The 16,827-nt window shown below is 42.9% G+C and carries 13 protein-coding genes; 10 read left to right on the forward strand and 3 right to left on the reverse strand.

The annotated features are described in order from the left end of the window. Window positions 1–2 precede the first annotated feature (2 nt). From dnaG to C1E24_RS09365, 9 genes are all read left to right on the forward strand, one after another. The gene (gene dnaG, locus C1E24_RS09325; protein ID WP_138480804.1) at window positions 3–1,742 is read left to right on the forward strand and encodes a DNA primase; all 1,740 of its coding nucleotides are present in this window, start codon (window positions 3–5) and stop codon (window positions 1,740–1,742) included. Window positions 1,743–1,861: 119 nt separating this feature from the next. Then, window positions 1,862–3,697 (forward strand): RNA polymerase sigma factor RpoD, encoded by a 1,836-nt coding sequence (rpoD, locus tag C1E24_RS09330; protein WP_138480806.1) that lies wholly within the window; start codon window positions 1,862–1,864, stop codon window positions 3,695–3,697. A 68-nt stretch (window positions 3,698–3,765) separates the two neighbouring features. Further along, entirely contained in the window at window positions 3,766–4,644 is an 879-nt protein-coding gene (gene prmA, locus C1E24_RS09335) for a 50S ribosomal protein L11 methyltransferase (RefSeq protein WP_138480808.1), read from the forward strand. Window positions 4,645–4,922: 278 nt separating this feature from the next. Then, entirely contained in the window at window positions 4,923–5,894 is a 972-nt protein-coding gene (gene dusB, locus C1E24_RS09340) for a tRNA dihydrouridine synthase DusB (protein ID WP_138480810.1), read from the forward strand. A gap of 15 nt (window positions 5,895–5,909) precedes the next feature. Then, a complete protein-coding gene (gene fis, locus C1E24_RS09345; protein WP_005491017.1) occupies window positions 5,910–6,200 on the forward strand; it encodes a DNA-binding transcriptional regulator Fis in 291 nt (96 codons plus the stop codon). A 259-nt stretch (window positions 6,201–6,459) separates the two neighbouring features. Beyond that, entirely contained in the window at window positions 6,460–8,046 is a 1,587-nt protein-coding gene (purH, locus tag C1E24_RS09350; RefSeq protein WP_058030955.1) for a bifunctional phosphoribosylaminoimidazolecarboxamide formyltransferase/IMP cyclohydrolase, read from the forward strand. Between the two features lie 95 nt (window positions 8,047–8,141). Then, a complete protein-coding gene (locus C1E24_RS09355) occupies window positions 8,142–8,975 on the forward strand; it encodes a class I SAM-dependent methyltransferase (RefSeq protein WP_138480812.1) in 834 nt (277 codons plus the stop codon). Window positions 8,976–8,990: 15 nt separating this feature from the next. Next, entirely contained in the window at window positions 8,991–10,274 is a 1,284-nt protein-coding gene (gene purD, locus C1E24_RS09360; protein ID WP_138480814.1) for a phosphoribosylamine--glycine ligase, read from the forward strand. Window positions 10,275–10,384: 110 nt separating this feature from the next. Next, entirely contained in the window at window positions 10,385–11,200 is an 816-nt protein-coding gene (locus C1E24_RS09365) for a DUF2797 domain-containing protein (RefSeq protein ID WP_058030958.1), read from the forward strand. Between the two features lie 30 nt (window positions 11,201–11,230). Here the strand turns inward: C1E24_RS09365 and C1E24_RS09370 are convergent, their stop codons facing one another. After that, a complete protein-coding gene (locus C1E24_RS09370) occupies window positions 11,231–13,765 on the reverse strand; it encodes an EAL domain-containing protein (protein WP_138480816.1) in 2,535 nt (844 codons plus the stop codon). Between the two features lie 76 nt (window positions 13,766–13,841). Here C1E24_RS09370 and C1E24_RS09375 point away from each other — a divergent pair, with 76 nt between their 5' ends. Next, window positions 13,842–14,153: a DUF4144 family protein gene (locus C1E24_RS09375; protein ID WP_138480817.1), complete on the forward strand. Its 312-nt coding sequence runs from the start codon at window positions 13,842–13,844 to the stop codon at window positions 14,151–14,153. A gap of 26 nt (window positions 14,154–14,179) precedes the next feature. On the opposite strand, the gene C1E24_RS09380 is transcribed toward C1E24_RS09375, so the two are convergent. Both C1E24_RS09380 and C1E24_RS09385 read right to left on the reverse strand, forming a co-directional pair. Beyond that, a complete protein-coding gene (locus C1E24_RS09380) occupies window positions 14,180–15,097 on the reverse strand; it encodes a histone deacetylase family protein (RefSeq protein WP_138480819.1) in 918 nt (305 codons plus the stop codon). A gap of 158 nt (window positions 15,098–15,255) precedes the next feature. Next, the gene (locus tag C1E24_RS09385) at window positions 15,256–16,815 is read right to left on the reverse strand and encodes a serine hydrolase (RefSeq protein ID WP_138480821.1); all 1,560 of its coding nucleotides are present in this window, start codon (window positions 16,813–16,815) and stop codon (window positions 15,256–15,258) included. Window positions 16,816–16,827 lie beyond the last annotated feature (12 nt).

Raw genomic sequence — 16,827 nt, forward strand, 5'->3', positions numbered from 1 at the left:
TTATGGCAGGAAAAATTCCCAGACAATTTATCGACGAACTGCTCGATAGAACCGATATTGTTGACCTGATTGATAATCGTATTGGCCTGAAAAAAGCAGGCAAAGATTATCAAGCATGCTGCCCTTTTCATAACGAGAAAACCCCTTCGTTCACTGTCTCTAGAGATAAACAGTTTTACCATTGCTTTGGTTGTGGTGCTAACGGTAACGCCATTTCATTTATGATGGACTACGACAAACTCGAGTTTGTCGATGCCATTGAAGAACTCGCTGCACTTTTAAACATCGAAGTACCTCGTGAGCAAGGTTCAGGTAAACCTGAGCGTAGCATGCAAGAAAAAAAGTCTGATTATGACTTAATGTTGCAAACTGCGAAGTTCTTTCAGCACCAATTGAAGCACCACAAAAATGCTACGCAAGTCATCGATTATGTTAAAGGTCGGGGTTTATCTGGTGAGACGGTTCAAAAATATCTCATTGGTTATGCCCCAGACGAATGGAATGCTTTAGGAGATCAACTTGCTCGCAATCCAGCACAAAAGCAACAGCTCCTCGAATTAAAACTCGCATCCGAAAAAACACCGGGAAAACAATTCGACTTCTTCCGTAATAGATTGATGTTCCCTATTCGAGATAAGCGTGGTCGTGTTGTAGCGTTTGGCGGACGTGTGATGGGCGATGACCAAGGCCCAAAATATTTGAACTCGCCTGAAACGCGCATTTTCCATAAGAGTCTAGAGCTGTATGGCTTATATGAAGCAAAACAAGCGAATAGTAAACTTGAAAAAATGCTCATTGTTGAAGGTTACATGGACGTGGTGGCACTTGCTGAACAAGGCATAAATTACGCAGTAGCGGCACTAGGTACTGCCACAACCCCAGAACATATGCAGACCCTATTCAGAACAACCGATTTAGTCATTTGTTGTTATGACGGTGATAGAGCGGGTCGCGATGCGGCTTGGCGCGCACTCGAAAATGCATTAAGTAATTTGAAAGACGGCAAGTCTTTGCGCTTTGTATTTTTGCCCGATGGTGAAGACCCTGATTCATTGGTGCAAAAAGAAGGTAAAGACGTATTTGAATCTCGCTTAGAGCAAGCTGAAGACTTTTCCAAAGTACTGTTTCGCAAGTTATTAGAAAATTGCGATGTCACGTCAGATTCAGGTAAAGCTAAATTAATGAGCGATGCATTACCGCTTATTTCTAAAGTACCCAGTGAGTTCTATCAAGAAAACCTGCTAGAAACATTGGCAAAGCTGATCGGTCGAACCAAAGAGCAGCTCGCTAAAAAAGTCGATAATCCAAACGAGCAACTTTCAATAGAAAGAAAGTTCAAAGTGACACCTATGCGTGGCGCTATTGGTTTATTATTACAGCACCCAAAGCTCGCAGCTAGTGTTGAATACATGCCTGAACTTGCCCAAATGGCTATTCCCGGCATTAAACTGCTACTCAACATACAGCATCTATGTTTGCAAAATAATGACATAACGACGGCACAGCTACTCGAGCAATACCGAGATACACCTGAGTTCGACGCATTGAAAAAACTGGCTGTTTGGCAACATGGTGTCGCTGATGAAAAGCTGGAAGATTATTTTAAAGATTCTTTCCAGTTTATTGAAAACCAGTGTTTAAATTACCGACACGAGACCCTATTAATAAAAGATAAAACTGATGGTTTAAGTAGAGATGAAAAACTCGAGCTTGCGTTATTAACTCAGGCACTTAAACGTTAGAATGACTAGCGAACATTAATCATTGCTGTTATAATGTTCTATTCACGTGCGTCTAGCTTAAAATGCTGTAGTGCTAGCGCCTGTTGTATCAACTTATCAGAGTGGAAGCATAATTCTCTATGGATCAATCTCCTCAGTCACAACTCAAACTTCTGATTCAGAAAGGTAAAGAACAAGGTTACTTAACGTTTGCAGAAGTTAACGATCACCTTCCACAGGACATCATAGATTCAGATCAAGTAGAAGACATCATTAGTATGATCAATGACATGGGTATCAAGGTTGCTGAAAATGCGCCAGATGCCGATGAACTAATGATGCAAGAAACTACGACAGACGAAGATGCTGCTGAAGCAGCCGCTGCCGCACTTGCAACTGTGGAAAAAGAAATCGGTCGTACTACCGACCCGGTACGCATGTACATGCGTGAAATGGGTACTGTTGAACTACTTACACGTGAAGGCGAAATCGAAATCGCGAAGCGTATTGAAGAAGGTATCAACCAAGTACAAATCTCTGTTGCTGAGTACCCTGAAGCCATCACTTACCTGCTTGAGCAGTGGGATAAATTTGAAGCTGAAGAAATTCGCCTGAGCGATATTATTTCTGGTTTCTTTGATCCTGATGCTGAAGAAACTCAAATCTCGGCTACACACATCGGTTCTGAATTAAGCGAAGAAGAGCTTGATGATGAAGACGATGATTCAGATGACGAAGATGAAGAAGAAGCAGATACAGGCCCAGATCCTGAAGAAGCGCGCGAAAACTTCGAGAAACTTCGTGAGCTTTATACTGCTGCACGCGTTATCTTTGAAACAAAAGGTCGTGCTCACCCTGATGCGCAAGTTGCAATCACTGAAATTGGCGACCACTTCCGTACTTTCAAACTAATACCTAAGCAATTCGATCGCATGGTTAACAACATGCGTGAAATGATGGACAAAGTACGTGTACAAGAACGTATTGTCATGAAGCAAGTGGTACAAATCGCTAAAGTACCGAAGAAGACTTTTGTTAAGCATTTTGCCAACAATGAAACTGATATGGCTTGGGTTGACGCAGAAATTGCAGCTAACGAAAAGTATTCAGTAAAATTACAAGGTGTTAAACCTGAAGTAGAACGCTGCATCAATAAGCTAAAAGCAATCGAAGAAAGTACAGGTTTAACAATCGAGCGTATCAAAGACATCAACCGTCGTATGAGTATTGGTGAAGCTAAAGCTCGCCGTGCGAAAAAAGAAATGGTTGAAGCGAACTTACGTCTTGTAATTTCAATTGCGAAAAAATACACCAACCGTGGCCTTCAGTTCTTGGATCTTATCCAAGAAGGTAACATTGGTCTAATGAAAGCGGTTGATAAGTTTGAATACCGCCGTGGTTATAAGTTCTCAACTTATGCGACTTGGTGGATCCGTCAGGCTATTACACGTTCAATCGCTGACCAAGCACGAACAATCCGTATTCCTGTACATATGATTGAAACGATTAATAAACTTAATCGTATTTCTCGTCAGATGCTACAGGAAATGGGTCGAGAGCCAAGCCCTGAAGAGCTGGCAGAACGCATGATGATGCCAGAAGACAAGATCCGTAAGGTATTGAAGATTGCCAAAGAGCCAATCTCAATGGAAACACCAATTGGTGATGATGAAGATTCGCACTTAGGTGATTTCATTGAAGACACGACTATTGAGTCTCCGATTGATTCAGCAACGATGGAAAGTCTTCGTGGCGCAACGAACGAAGTGTTAGCAGGCTTAACAGCTCGTGAAGCAAAAGTACTTCGTATGCGTTTTGGTATCGATATGAATACTGACCACACATTAGAAGAGGTAGGTAAACAGTTTGACGTAACACGTGAGCGTATCCGTCAGATTGAAGCTAAAGCGCTTCGTAAGCTTCGCCACCCTTCACGCTCTGACTTATTAAAGAGCTTCTTAGACGTTAAAGGCTAAGAATAAAAAACTTATTTTGAAGGCCGCTATAAGCGGCCTTTTTATTAACTTATTATTTAGGAATACCCATGGCTTGGATCCAAATTCGCATTCACGCTAACAAAGAAAGCGCTGACCAAATCAGTGATTTACTTTTAGACGTAGGCTGTCCATCAGTCACTTTTATGGACGGCAGTAATACTCCGGTATACGAACCAAAGCCGGGCGAAGTCATCTTATGGCCAGAAACCATGGTGATTGGTCTGTTCGATGCAGCACACGATATGGACGTGGTTGTCGCGTATCTAAAAGCCAATGTTGCTGATACGCTTACTTACAAAATAGAACAGCTAGAAGACAAAGACTGGGAACGCGAATGGATGGATAACTTCCACCCAATCAAATTTGGTGAGCGACTTTGGATCTGCCCTAGCTGGCGTGATATTCCAGAACCAGATGCTGTAAACGTACTGCTGGATCCAGGCCTTGCATTTGGTACTGGTACACATGCAACAACCGCCCTTTGTTTAAAATGGCTAGAAAGCCAAGATTTGACGGGTAAAACAGTGGTCGATTTTGGTTGTGGCTCAGGTATTTTGGGCATTGCTGCAATCAAACTTGGTGCTGAACGCGTGATTGGTATTGATATTGACCCGCAAGCATTGATTGCGTCTAAAGATAATGCAGAGCGTAACGGCGTAGCCGACCAGCTTGAAGTATATCTACCTGAAAAACAACCGGAGTTTCATGCTGATATTGTGGTAGCAAATATCCTTGCTCAGCCACTTCGAGAATTGCATGAAATCATTCTTGGCTTCTTAAAGCCAACAGGTGCGATTGCCATGTCAGGTATTTTAGAAGAGCAAGCACAATCTGTTGCCGATGTTTATGCGCCATTTATTGACCTTGAAGCCACTGCTCAAGAAGGAGAATGGACGCGCGTAAGTGGTCAAATGAAAGCAAGTTAAGCAAAATACTCTGTCTGTAGAGTTAGTAACTTGTAACAGCTAAAGCCTGTGTTTAACAGGCTTTACGATTTTTTCACTTTCATGACCTAAATTATTTTTCTTCATACATGCTGTTTTTGCTCAAAAATCCCCCAATAAGAAAGCCCCTTCAAACTGTTATCAAAAGTCAAGATATAAAGTTCAAAAAAAAAGCAACAATGTTCAATTATTAGCCTTTGATTTTTTCAAAAAAAACCGTAAACTTAGCGCCCCTTGAAACGAGGCAGATTTGGATAGCAGTGCGTATAGGTCCATACCAACTTGAAAACAACTTGATTGTAGCCCCGATGGCTGGGATCACTGATAGACCATTCAGACAACTATGTCGTCGAATGGGTGCCGGTCTTGCGGTGTCAGAAATGATGTCTTCAAATCCAAAAGTATGGAAAACAGATAAATCGATGAACCGTATGGATCATTCTGGTGAGTCTGGTATTCGCTCTGTGCAAATTGCAGGTGCCGATCCTGAGTTGATGGCACAGGCAGCTCAGTTCAATGTAGATAACGGTGCGCAGATCATAGATATCAATATGGGCTGCCCCGCTAAGAAAGTGAATAAGAAATTAGCAGGCTCTGCATTGTTGCAGTATCCACAACTGGTTGAAGAAATTGTTCAGGCAGTTGTCGCAGCCGTTGATGTACCGGTGACATTAAAGATCCGTACTGGCTGGGATACAGATAACCGTAATGGTGTTGAGATTGCAAAGATAGCTGAACGTAATGGAATTGCTTCTTTGGCTGTGCATGGTCGCACGCGTGCTTGCATGTACAAAGGGGAAGCTGAATATGCCACGATTCGGGATATTAAACGTTCAATATCAATTCCTGTGGTTGCCAATGGAGACATTACCTCTCCAGAGAAAGCGAAGCAGGTACTGGAATATACGGGCGCAGATGCCATTATGATTGGTCGAGCCGCCCAAGGTCGTCCTTGGATTTTCCGAGAGATAGACCATTATTTGCGAACCGCAGAGCATATGCCTGCACCAGCATTGTCTGAAGTGCAAAGCATATTGATGGAGCACTTAGTGAACCTTCATCAATTCTATGGGGAGCCAATGGGAGCGCGCATCGCACGCAAGCATGTATCTTGGTATTTGCAGGCCCATGACCAAGAAGGTCAATTTAGGCGAGTATTTAATGCCCTTGAAACGCCCAATGAGCAAATCGAGGCATTAGAGCAATACTTTAAAACACTAGCAGCTAACTAAGAAAGAGACATAAAGATGTTCGAACAAAATGTGACTTCTCCATTTATTACTAACGCTCACGTTCAGTCACAAGAGAAACCGCAACCTTTGCGCGATGCAGTAAAAAAAGCTGTACACCACTATTTAAAACAGCTTAACGGTCAAGACGTACAAGACGTTTACGATCTTGTTCTTTCTGAGCTTGAAGCACCACTTTTAGAAGAAGTAATGACTTATACTCGTGGTAACCAAACTCGTGCTGCGATCTTACTAGGTATCAACCGTGGTACTCTTCGTAAGAAGCTTAAAAAGTACGGCATGAACTAATTTCAGTTTCTGCTTAATGCTTAATATAAAAAAGCGCCTTAGGGTGCTTTTTTATTGCCTAAATTTTAACAATTTAGCACTTCAAATAACTAATACTTAAATTTCAATCAAACACACTTTGTACAAAATACCAACAGCATAAATTCAGTTTTTCTCACCCTCTTCTCTGCCTTTTTAATCGTTTTCTCGTTCGTTTTAGGCTAAAATAGCGCACTTCTAAGCTAGCCCTTAAGTAATCATTGAGGAAACCCAAACCATCATGGATATACATCGTCCAATTCGTCGCGCGCTACTAAGCGTGTCAGATAAAACCGGTATTGTTGAATTTGCCCGCGCACTAAGTGCACAAGGCGTAGAAGTACTATCAACTGGCGGTACGTTTAAACTACTAACAGAGAACGGCATTGCAGCCACGGAAGTATCTGACTACACAGGTCACCCAGAAATTATGGATGGCCGAGTAAAAACCCTTCACCCGAAAGTACATGGCGGGATCTTAGGTCGTCGCGGCCAAGACGAAGGCGTGATGGAAGAAAACAACATTTCGGCTATCGATATGGTTGTTGTTAACCTTTACCCGTTTGCACAAACTGTTGCAAAAGAAGGCTGTACTTTAGAAGATGCAATTGAAAACATCGACATCGGTGGCCCAACTATGGTTCGCGCTGCAGCTAAAAACCACAAAGACGTGACGATTGTTGTAAACGCATCAGATTACGATCGCGTTATTGCAGACATGCAAGCAAACGAAGGCTCAACGACGTACCAAACACGTTTTGACCTTGCGATTGCAGCATACGAGCACACAGCACAATACGACGGTATGATTGCCAACTACTTCGGTAAAATGGTTCCTGACTACACTGAAGAAGCTGCTGTTGAGACTAAGTTCCCTCGTACTATCAACATGCAATTCACTAAGAAGCAAGATATGCGTTACGGTGAAAACTCTCACCAAGATGCTGCTTTCTATGTTGAAAACAACCTTGAAGAAGCCTCAGTTGCAACTGCAAAACAACTACAAGGTAAAGCCCTTTCTTACAACAACATCGCTGACACTGACGCAGCGCTTGAGTGTGTAAAAGAGTTCGACAAGCCTGCTTGTGTTATCGTTAAGCACGCAAACCCATGTGGCGTAGCGGTAGACGAAGACATTCTTGCAGCTTACGACCGTGCTTTCAAAACAGACCCTACGTCTGCATTTGGTGGCATCATTGCATTCAACCGTGAGCTAGATGCAAACACAGCAGAAGCGATTGTGTCACGTCAATTCGTTGAAGTGATCATCGCACCAAGTATCTCTGCTGAAGCGACACAAATCGTTGCAGCTAAGAAGAACGTGCGTCTTCTTGAATGTGGCGAATGGTCAAGCAAAACGACGCAAGCTGACATCAAGCGTGTTAATGGTGGTATCTTAGTTCAAGACCGTGACCAAGGCATGGTTGAAATGGGTGACCTTAAAGTAGTTTCAAAGCGCCAGCCTACTGAGCAAGAACTAAAAGATCTAATGTTCTGCTGGAAAGTCGCCAAATTCGTTAAGTCTAACGCAATTGTATACGCAAAAGACGGTATGACAATTGGTGTAGGCGCAGGTCAAATGAGCCGCGTTTACTCTGCGAAGATTGCTGGTATTAAAGCAGCTGACGAGAACCTAGAAGTTAAAGGTTCTGTTATGGCTTCTGACGCATTCTTCCCATTCCGTGACGGTATTGACGCCGCTGCCGAAGCGGGTATCACTGCGGTTATTCAACCGGGTGGTTCAATGCGTGACGAAGAAGTTATCGCGGCAGCTGATGAAGCTGGCATGGCGATGGTATTTACTGGCATGCGCCACTTCCGTCACTAATCGAGATGCGCGAAACATTCATCGTTTCGCGCTTTTTCTTTCTCCCAATTTCAAGTAGTCTGCTTAAAACACACTCAAAGTGAAGGACATAAAAAATGAAATTCGGTTTAAAAACACTTCTCGCTGCTAGCATTGTAACTGCTATTGCAGGTTGTTCTGCAACAGGTTCATCTACATCATCTAGCTCTGCACAGTTAACATCGGCAGTTGCTGATAGCGCACGTTCTGATAAGAACCGTGCTCGTGACCAATACCGTCGCCCAGCACAAACCCTTGAGTTTTTTGGCCTTAAGCCAAATATGACAGTGGTTGAAATTGCGCCTGGTGGTGGTTGGTATTCAGAGATCTTAGCACCTGCTGTTAAAGGCCAGGGTACTTTTTATGCAGCGCATTTCCCTGCTGATTCAAAAGTAGGTTATTACCAGCGCTCACTAGCTGGCTTTAAACAGAAAGTGGCTGAAGATACTCGCTTTAGCGAAGTAAAAATTACCGAGTTTGCACCGGTCACTCACTCAGACATTGCCCCTACAGGCTCTGCTGACATGGTTTTAACTTTCCGTAATGTACACAACTGGTACATGCGTGGTGGCGAAGACAGCACTTTAAGTGCATTTAAAGCATTTAATAAAGCGCTTAAAACGGGTGGTATCTTAGGTGTTGTTGAACACCGTTTACCAGAACACCGTGCCGACAAAGACCAAAAGTCATCAGGGTATATGAAGCAAAGCTATGTTATCGAAGTTGCTAAAAAAGCAGGTTTTGAATTGGTAGAAGCAAGCGAAATTAACGCTAACCCACTTGATAGCGCTAATCACCCGAAAGGTGTTTGGACATTGCCACCACGTTTAGCTTTAGGTGAAGAAAAAGCTGAGCAGTATAAGGCAATTGGGGAAAGCGATCGCATGACCCTAAAATTCAAAAAGTTATAATAGGATAAATACGCCATGAATGTACTAGTCATTGGCAGTGGCGGCCGTGAACACGCGCTTGCGTTTAAAGCCGCTCAAAACCCTTCTGTAAGAACCGTTTTTGTTGCACCTGGTAATGCAGGTACTGCACTAGAGCCTAAGTTAGAAAATGTGGCAATTGGTGTTGAAGATCTAGATGCACTCGTTGCATTTGCAAAAGACAACAACGTAGAGCTAACCATTGTTGGCCCTGAAGCACCATTAGTTATTGGTGTGGTTGACCGCTTCCGTGAAGAAGGTCTAGCTATCTTCGGTCCAACAGCTGCAGCAGCACAACTAGAAGGTTCTAAGTCGTTCACAAAAGACTTCTTAGCACGTCACGATATTCCAACTGCGGAATATCAAACGTTTGAACAAATCGCACCTGCACTTGCTTATCTAAAAGAAAAAGGCGCACCGATTGTTGTTAAGGCTGATGGCCTTGCAGCAGGTAAAGGTGTGATCGTTGCAATGACAGAAGCAGAAGCGGAAGAAGCAATCCGTGATATGCTTGCTGGAAATGCATTCGGTGAAGCGGGTAGTCGTGTAGTTATCGAAGAATTCCTTGAAGGTGAAGAAGCCTCTTTCATCGTCATGGTTGACGGTAAAAACGTGCTGCCATTTGCAACAAGCCAAGACCACAAACGTGCATACAACGGCGACCAAGGTCCTAACACGGGTGGTATGGGTGCTTACTCTCCTGCGCCAGTTGTAACCGCTGACATTCATGAGCGCATCATGAACGAAGTGATCAACCCAACGGTTGAAGGTATGGCTAGTGAAGGTGCTCCTTACACAGGTTTCCTATACGCAGGTCTTATGATCACAGCTGACGGTACACCTAAGGTAATCGAGTATAATTGTCGTTTCGGTGACCCTGAAACTCAACCTATCATGCTACGTCTACAGTCTGACTTAGTAGAGCTAATTCAAGCGGCAAACCGTGAAGAGCTAGATCAAACTGAAATTAAGTTCGATTCACGTGCAGCGGTAGGCGTCGTACTTGCAGCGAAAGGTTACCCTGGTAGCTATCCAAAAGGTGATGCTATCTCAGGTCTTCGTGTTGATTACGCTGAAGGCGAGAAAGTATTCCACGCAGGTACTAAACAAGACGGCGAAAACGTTGTAACAGCCGGTGGTCGTGTACTTTGTGCAACTGCACTTGGTCACACTGTGACTGAAGCGCAAAAACGCGCGTATGCACTGGTAAACGAAATCAATTGGGACGGCGTTGAGTTCCGTACTGATATCGCTTATCGCGCCATTACTCGTGAACAGTAATCTCACATCTATTTAGATGATTAAAGGCCCTTTCGAGGGCCTTTCTTTTAACTCTCCACCAGCTTTGCTAGACTGCGCACTTAAATTTTCACATCTTTAGGGGCGTAAAGATGCAAGGTACACTGCGTAAACTAAAAGCAGACCACACTCAACCGATTCAATATCATCTTCCACTAGGCGATGAATTGGTTAATCTAAACCAATATTTTGGTAAAGCGATTAAGCTAACTTTCACAGGTAATATTTTTTGTTGTAGCTGTGGTAAAAAAACCAAAAAAAGTTACTCACAAGGTCATTGCTTTGTGTGTATGAAAAAACTGGCTAGCTGTGACATGTGTATTATGAAGCCTGAAACCTGCCATTTTGATCAAGGTACCTGTCGCGAGCCTGAATGGGGTGAAGCGAACTGCATGATCCCGCACTATGTTTACCTTGCAAATACATCTGGGTTAAAAGTCGGTATTACTCGCCATACACAAATTCCTACACGCTGGATTGACCAAGGTGCGACGCAAGCCCTGCCAATTTTTAAAGTGCAAACACGCTTACAGTCAGGTCTCGTAGAAGTTGCTTTAGCCGAGTTCATTGCCGATAAAACCAATTGGCGCAATATGCTCAAAGGCGTCAGTGTTGATGTTGATTTAAAAGCCGCGGCTGCTGAGCTTATTCCACAAATTCAAGCTAAATTAGATGAGTTGGCTGAGTTGTTTGGTGCCACCGCCATTGAACAGTTAGACGAAGAAGTCGTTGATTTAGATTTCCCTGTCACAGAATACCCGACCAAGATCAGCTCGTTTAACTTCGACAAAGATCCTGAAGTGTCTGGCGTACTTGAAGGCATTAAAGGTCAGTATTTAATCTTTGACAAAGGTGTTATAAACATTCGTAAATTCACTTCTTACGAAGTGGCTTTCGAAGCACTGTAAGTTAACTCGTTGAATGAAGCACCTCTGCATTTAATGCATTGGTGCCTCTAAATTTGAACCTGTACGCTTTTGGTAAAAACTCAACCATTGCGATTCGCTTAAAGGTCGACAGAACAAATAACCTTGTAAATAATGGCAATCAAGCTGCTTTAGAAACTCTTTTTGAACTTGCTTCTCTACCCCTTCAGCCACTACTTTCAACTTTAAGGCCTTTGCCATCGCCACAATGGCAGTCACAATCTCACTATTGCCATATTCATCAGGGACTTTCGCGGTAAAGCTGGCATCGATTTTTAATACATCAATAGGTAACTTAGTTAAGTAGCTTAGGGCTGAGTAACCTGTGCCAAAGTCATCTAGCGCAATCGATACCCCTAACGCTTTTAACTTTTTCAGCTCACTCTTTGCTTCATGTAAATTACTGATAAAGCTGCTTTCAGTTAATTCTATTTCTAAGCAATTTCCCGGAAGTTGATGTCGCTCTAAGGCATTTGCCACAGTTAAAGCCAGTTCACCTTGATGTAAATGTTGTGCCGACACATTGATCGCAATGCGTTGCAGTTGAATACCTTGATGGCGCCAAAATGCCATTTTTTCACAGGCCCGATTGATCACCCACTGGTCCAATTTAGTGATTAAACCCAGCTCCTCAGCAAGTGGAATAAATTGAGCTGGTGAGATCATACCTAAATTTGGATCTTGCCATCTAAGTAAACACTCAACACTAGAAATGTGCTCTTCGTTTAAACATTGAACTGGCTGGTAGTGAAGCTCAAATTCATTACATTCTAAAGCGCTTTGAAAACGGCTTAACATCGACAAACGCTCTAACGAACGCGCATTCATAGAGGCTTTATAGAGCTGAAAAGAGTTACGCCCTACCTCTTTAGAGCGGTACATAGCAACATCAGCATGCTTAAGCAAAGATTCACTGTCTAAACCATCTTCGGGGTACACAGCCGCGCCTATAGATGCCGTAGCCCCGACACTCATACCGCTAATTTCAAATGGCTGCCCGAGCAAGTCTAAAATATCATTGGCAAACGACACCACATCGGCCAAGTCTTTTACTTCAGTCAGTAACACCACAAATTCATCACCACCGAGTCTTGCTAATGTGTCGCCTTCTCTGAGCTGCCCTTTAATACGTTCACTCACTTTTACAAGTAATTCATCTCCAGCACTGTGACCAAGGGTATCGTTGACCTCTTTGAAGCGGTCTAAATCAATAAACATGACTGATAGCTTTTGTTTATCTCTGTGCGCTGATGCAAGCGCCATCGAAAGCCGGTCGTTAAACAAACGACGATTTGGTAGTCCTGTTAATTCGTCAAAATAGGCAAGGCGCACTATTTTTTCTTCGGCATTTTTACGCTCTGTAATGTCACTAAAGATGGCGGCATAAAGCACATCGTCACTGTATGGTTCATTGATTTCTATAATAGTCAGCCACTCTACATAAATGTCGCCATTCTTCTTACGATTACAAACCTCTCCCTGCCATACCCCTTTTTCATTTAATTCATCCCACATTTGTTTATAGTATTCAGGCGGATGAATACCCGAGCTCAATAAATTTGGGGTTTTACCTAAGACTTCATAATCTTTGTAGCCTGTCAGGGCACTAAATGCAGGGTTTATTTGAATAATTTCGCCTGAACTTCTGGTGATCATAATGCCATCTAGAGACGCATCTATAATGCGGTTTGCTAGGTAGAGGTTTTTCTCTGATTTTTGCAACGCAAGGTCGCGCTGGGCGAGCACTTTTTCGAGTTCACTGCAGTATGCGGTTTCGATTTCGGTTAAGACATTTTTTAATGCCAGCAAGCCAATTACCTGCTCTGTGGTTGGCTCTTTGACCACTAAATGACGAATAGAATTTGCAGTCATTAATCGGTATGCATCAAACAAACTGTCTTTAGGGACCACTGACTGCATTGGGTAACTGGCTAATTCCCAACACGGCATACGCCAATCAGGGTTAAGCACCATATAAGCAATGTCTCTTTGCGTAATAATGCCATATTCACCGAGAGACTTATTTTTAATGAGCACCGCTGTAACTTGCTTAATTCGCATCACATCAATGACTTTTGAGATGCAATCATTGCTATCTAAAATGGTCACCTTCTTTTCGTAGTGATCTTCTATTGGCCTAAAATGCAGATAATGATCTAACCCCTGATTACGCACAATATCTGACAATGACACTACGCCAACTGGCTCAAAGTGCTCATCTTTAACCAGTAGATGACGAATCCCCAATTGGTGAAATTTGATGGTAGCTTCACTGAGGCTTTTATCAATTTGCACGCTTTGTACTGGCGTAGCCATCAATTCACCAATGGGTGTTTGCTGAAAGCCTTGCTGTGAAAAGTTCAGCTTAACGCAATCTGATTCGGTCCAGATACCTACAATTTTATCTTCTTCCGTGACAAAAATAGAGCTAACCTTGTGCGCACGCATTTTTGTTACCGCACTAAATAATGAGGTGCTGATATCACACGATAGCAGCTGGTTGGTAAAGATATCTTTGACCTTTAGTTGACGACTTTCAGATGTCATTAAGCACTCCTCGCATTGAGTCAATCTTTGCCAGTATAATATTGGCTAAGAAACAAACTTTGATTGAGGACAAATTTTGACTATTCAAGCACTCCCTTTATTGCTCATAACAAAACAAAGCATTGAGTATATTGAAAGTGAGTCATCACTGTCTGATGCGCTTTTCTATCTCTCAGAGGAACAGAAAAGGGGATCGATGTATATTCAAAATAGTGGTGAGGCATTTAACCTGGCGTCAAGCCAGCGCACTGACGTGAACCTTGATAAGTTAACTACAAAGCTGCAGCAGCAATTAGCGCAAGACGGTCATTGCTGTATTGCGAAACTAAGATTCACTTCTTTGCAAGATCTATATGATTTTGCCTGTGAGATATACAGGCAAGACTAAATAGTCTGAGCTCTGAATAATAAGCCTTAAGCTTCAACCAAGGCTTTAATGTGCGTCACTGCACTTCTGCCTAGTGCAGAGAGTGCATAGCCACCTTCAAGGTAAGAGACAATCCCTTTACAGTCTGTTTGCTTAACAAGTTCAGCAACCTGCTCCGTTAGCCATTGATAATCCGCCTCAGTGAATTTTAGGCTGCCCATATCATCTTCAAGGTGGGCATCAAAGCCGGCACTAATAAAGATTAGTTCGGGGTTAAACGCCCTTAACGTAGGCTCCCATTGTTGTGAATACAACGCCTTCAAATCAACCCCATCACTGGCTATCGCCAATGGTGAGTTAATAACTGTGTCGGTATTTTCAATGGCGGTATTAGGGTAAAACGGATACTGAAACAATGAGCAAAACAGTACGTTATCATCTTCTCTAAAAATATCTTGGGTGCCATTACCATGGTGCACGTCAATATCTAAAATCGCGATACGTTTCACACCCTGCTGTTTTGCATAAGCGGCAGCAATGGCAACGTTGTTAAAAATACAAAATCCAGAAGATGTCGACTGATTAGCATGGTGCCCAGGTGGTCTAACATTACAAAATGCAGCATCAATGCTATCAGCAAGAATTTCATCGACTGCTAATATACCCGCTCCGACCGCACGTTCAACAGCCTTCATCGAATCTGGGCATAACCAAGTATCACCGTCGAGCTCTCTCAACCCTTGTTGCGGAATTGAAGTCAGCACTTTATCTATTAACGCTCTGTCATGCACCAATGCTATATGATCTAACTCTGCTTTAGGGGCACTTTTTTGAGCCACCGCAATATCAAGTCCAGATGCCAATAATCGGTCAGATACCGCATCAAGACGCTCTGGGCACTCGGGATGATCTGCAATCATTTTATGTTTACGACAATGTGGGTGACTGATAACTGCGGTACGCATAACGGGTCCTTGCCAAGATAAATTCACATTCAGTTTAACAAAACTATTTTATAACGCCTTTGCGACTTTGGTGCTAGTTAATAACCTAAACATAGTTTAAGCAAACACAAAAAAAGCCCAGTTAGAGTTAACTATCTGGGCCTTTGTTTTATTTGCTTTTATTCCACACGTTTGGCTTTTAAGTCCAAATTGTGGAAGTCAAAACTAAAGTCGGTAATATGCGGGTTCACATATTCCATACTCGCTGACTTTGCTTGCTGTGCTTTATCCATTTCAAAATGAATATATGCATCTGCCTCTAATAGTGCGTCATCCCAACGCACAATAAAAGTATTGCCAGTGTGGTGCTCTAGTTTACCTTTAAGCATTTTAGTATGAGTAAAATCAATACGTAGCTCATTGGCCACATACTCGACAATCACATCACCATACCAATCGCTGGTTAACGTACCAGTGTAATTTTGTACCGGTAACGCTGGTTGTACTTGTTCAAGCTTCACCGCTCCTGCTTTGGCGTAGGCTTCTTTTTTACCTTTGTGGAAGCGCTCAGCCGCTTTTGCCACATAATCTCGCTCTTCAAGCCCTAATGCATCTTCAAACACTTCATTGATAATAGCCGTTAATGCGGGATAAGCTTGCTGGTTAGATAAAACCACTACACCTAGCTTTTTCTCTGGGATCATCGCAACCTGCGACACCATACCTAAAATACCACCACCGTGACCGACTTTTTTGAAGCCATTGTAATCTTCAATCGACCAACCTAAGCCATACCCTCTAAATTGCTGGCGATATGCTTCAAAGGCATTTTTAGACGCCACACGCATAATATGCGGATGCCACATTTGTACCTGCTGCTCAGCGCTAAACAATTGCTTACCATTTGGCATTTTACCGCCATCAAGCTGTGTTATTAACCACTGGCTCATTTCATTGACGTTTGACGCAATGGCACCTGCACCTCGAAAATCTTCTAAATAGTTCACAAAGAAAGGGGTTAACTCGCCATCCATTGGAATATGGCCTGTTGCCCAGTTTTGGTTTGCTTTGTCGATGCGAGAAAAACCAGCACGAGACGTTGTCATCTCAAGCGGTTTCATCATTTTTTGCTCGACAAACTCTTGCCAACTTAAACCACTGACACGAGCAACCACCTCACCGGCCATCACGAACATCAAGTTGTTATAAGCGTATTGACTACGGAAACTTGAAACCGGTTTTAAATGGCTGATCCCCTCAATAAGCTCTGGCACTGATTTATTGGTGTCAGGCCAGATCATTAAATCACCAGCACCTAACCCTAAACCACTACGATGACTCAACAAGTCACGAATGGTCATTTCTCGAGTGGCATATGAATCATGTAATTTAAACTCAGGAATATGCTTGATGACTTTATCATCCCAAGTGATTTTGCCCTCATCAACCAGCATAGCCAGCGCCGCAGCGGTAAACGCTTTAGAGTTAGAGGCGATACCAAATAGCGTATTCGCATTAACCGGTGCTTTTGAATCCAAGTGGCGTACACCAAAGCCTTTTGCTAACACAACTTTGTCATTCTCTACTACTGCAATGGCAATACCCGGAATGTTAAATTGCGACATAGCGTCATTGACGGCTTGCTCAACGTCTTGTGGTTTTACTTGTTGTGCAAATGCATTAAAGCCGCTCGTTGCAGCCACTAAACACATGGCTGAAAATAATGCCTTGAGTTTCATAATGTCCCTTGT

Origin of the sequence: Pseudoalteromonas phenolica (assembly GCF_005876835.1) — a bacterium.
Classification (GTDB): Bacteria; Pseudomonadota; Gammaproteobacteria; order Enterobacterales; family Alteromonadaceae; genus Pseudoalteromonas; species Pseudoalteromonas phenolica_B.

Coding starts and splice junctions, on each gene's coding strand:
- C1E24_RS09380 (WP_138480819.1), bottom strand. CDS start 15,097: ATGCGTACCGCAGTTATCAGTCACCCACATTGTCGTAAACATAAAATG.
- purD (WP_138480814.1), top strand. CDS start 8,991: ATGAATGTACTAGTCATTGGCAGTGGCGGCCGTGAACACGCGCTTGCG.
- C1E24_RS09355 (WP_138480812.1), top strand. CDS start 8,142: ATGAAATTCGGTTTAAAAACACTTCTCGCTGCTAGCATTGTAACTGCT.
- C1E24_RS09365 (WP_058030958.1), top strand. CDS start 10,385: ATGCAAGGTACACTGCGTAAACTAAAAGCAGACCACACTCAACCGATT.
- fis (WP_005491017.1), top strand. CDS start 5,910: ATGTTCGAACAAAATGTGACTTCTCCATTTATTACTAACGCTCACGTT.
- C1E24_RS09370 (WP_138480816.1), bottom strand. CDS start 13,765: ATGACATCTGAAAGTCGTCAACTAAAGGTCAAAGATATCTTTACCAAC.
- rpoD (WP_138480806.1), top strand. CDS start 1,862: ATGGATCAATCTCCTCAGTCACAACTCAAACTTCTGATTCAGAAAGGT.
- prmA (WP_138480808.1), top strand. CDS start 3,766: ATGGCTTGGATCCAAATTCGCATTCACGCTAACAAAGAAAGCGCTGAC.
- purH (WP_058030955.1), top strand. CDS start 6,460: ATGGATATACATCGTCCAATTCGTCGCGCGCTACTAAGCGTGTCAGAT.
- dnaG (WP_138480804.1), top strand. CDS start 3: ATGGCAGGAAAAATTCCCAGACAATTTATCGACGAACTGCTCGATAGA.
- C1E24_RS09385 (WP_138480821.1), bottom strand. CDS start 16,815: ATGAAACTCAAGGCATTATTTTCAGCCATGTGTTTAGTGGCTGCAACG.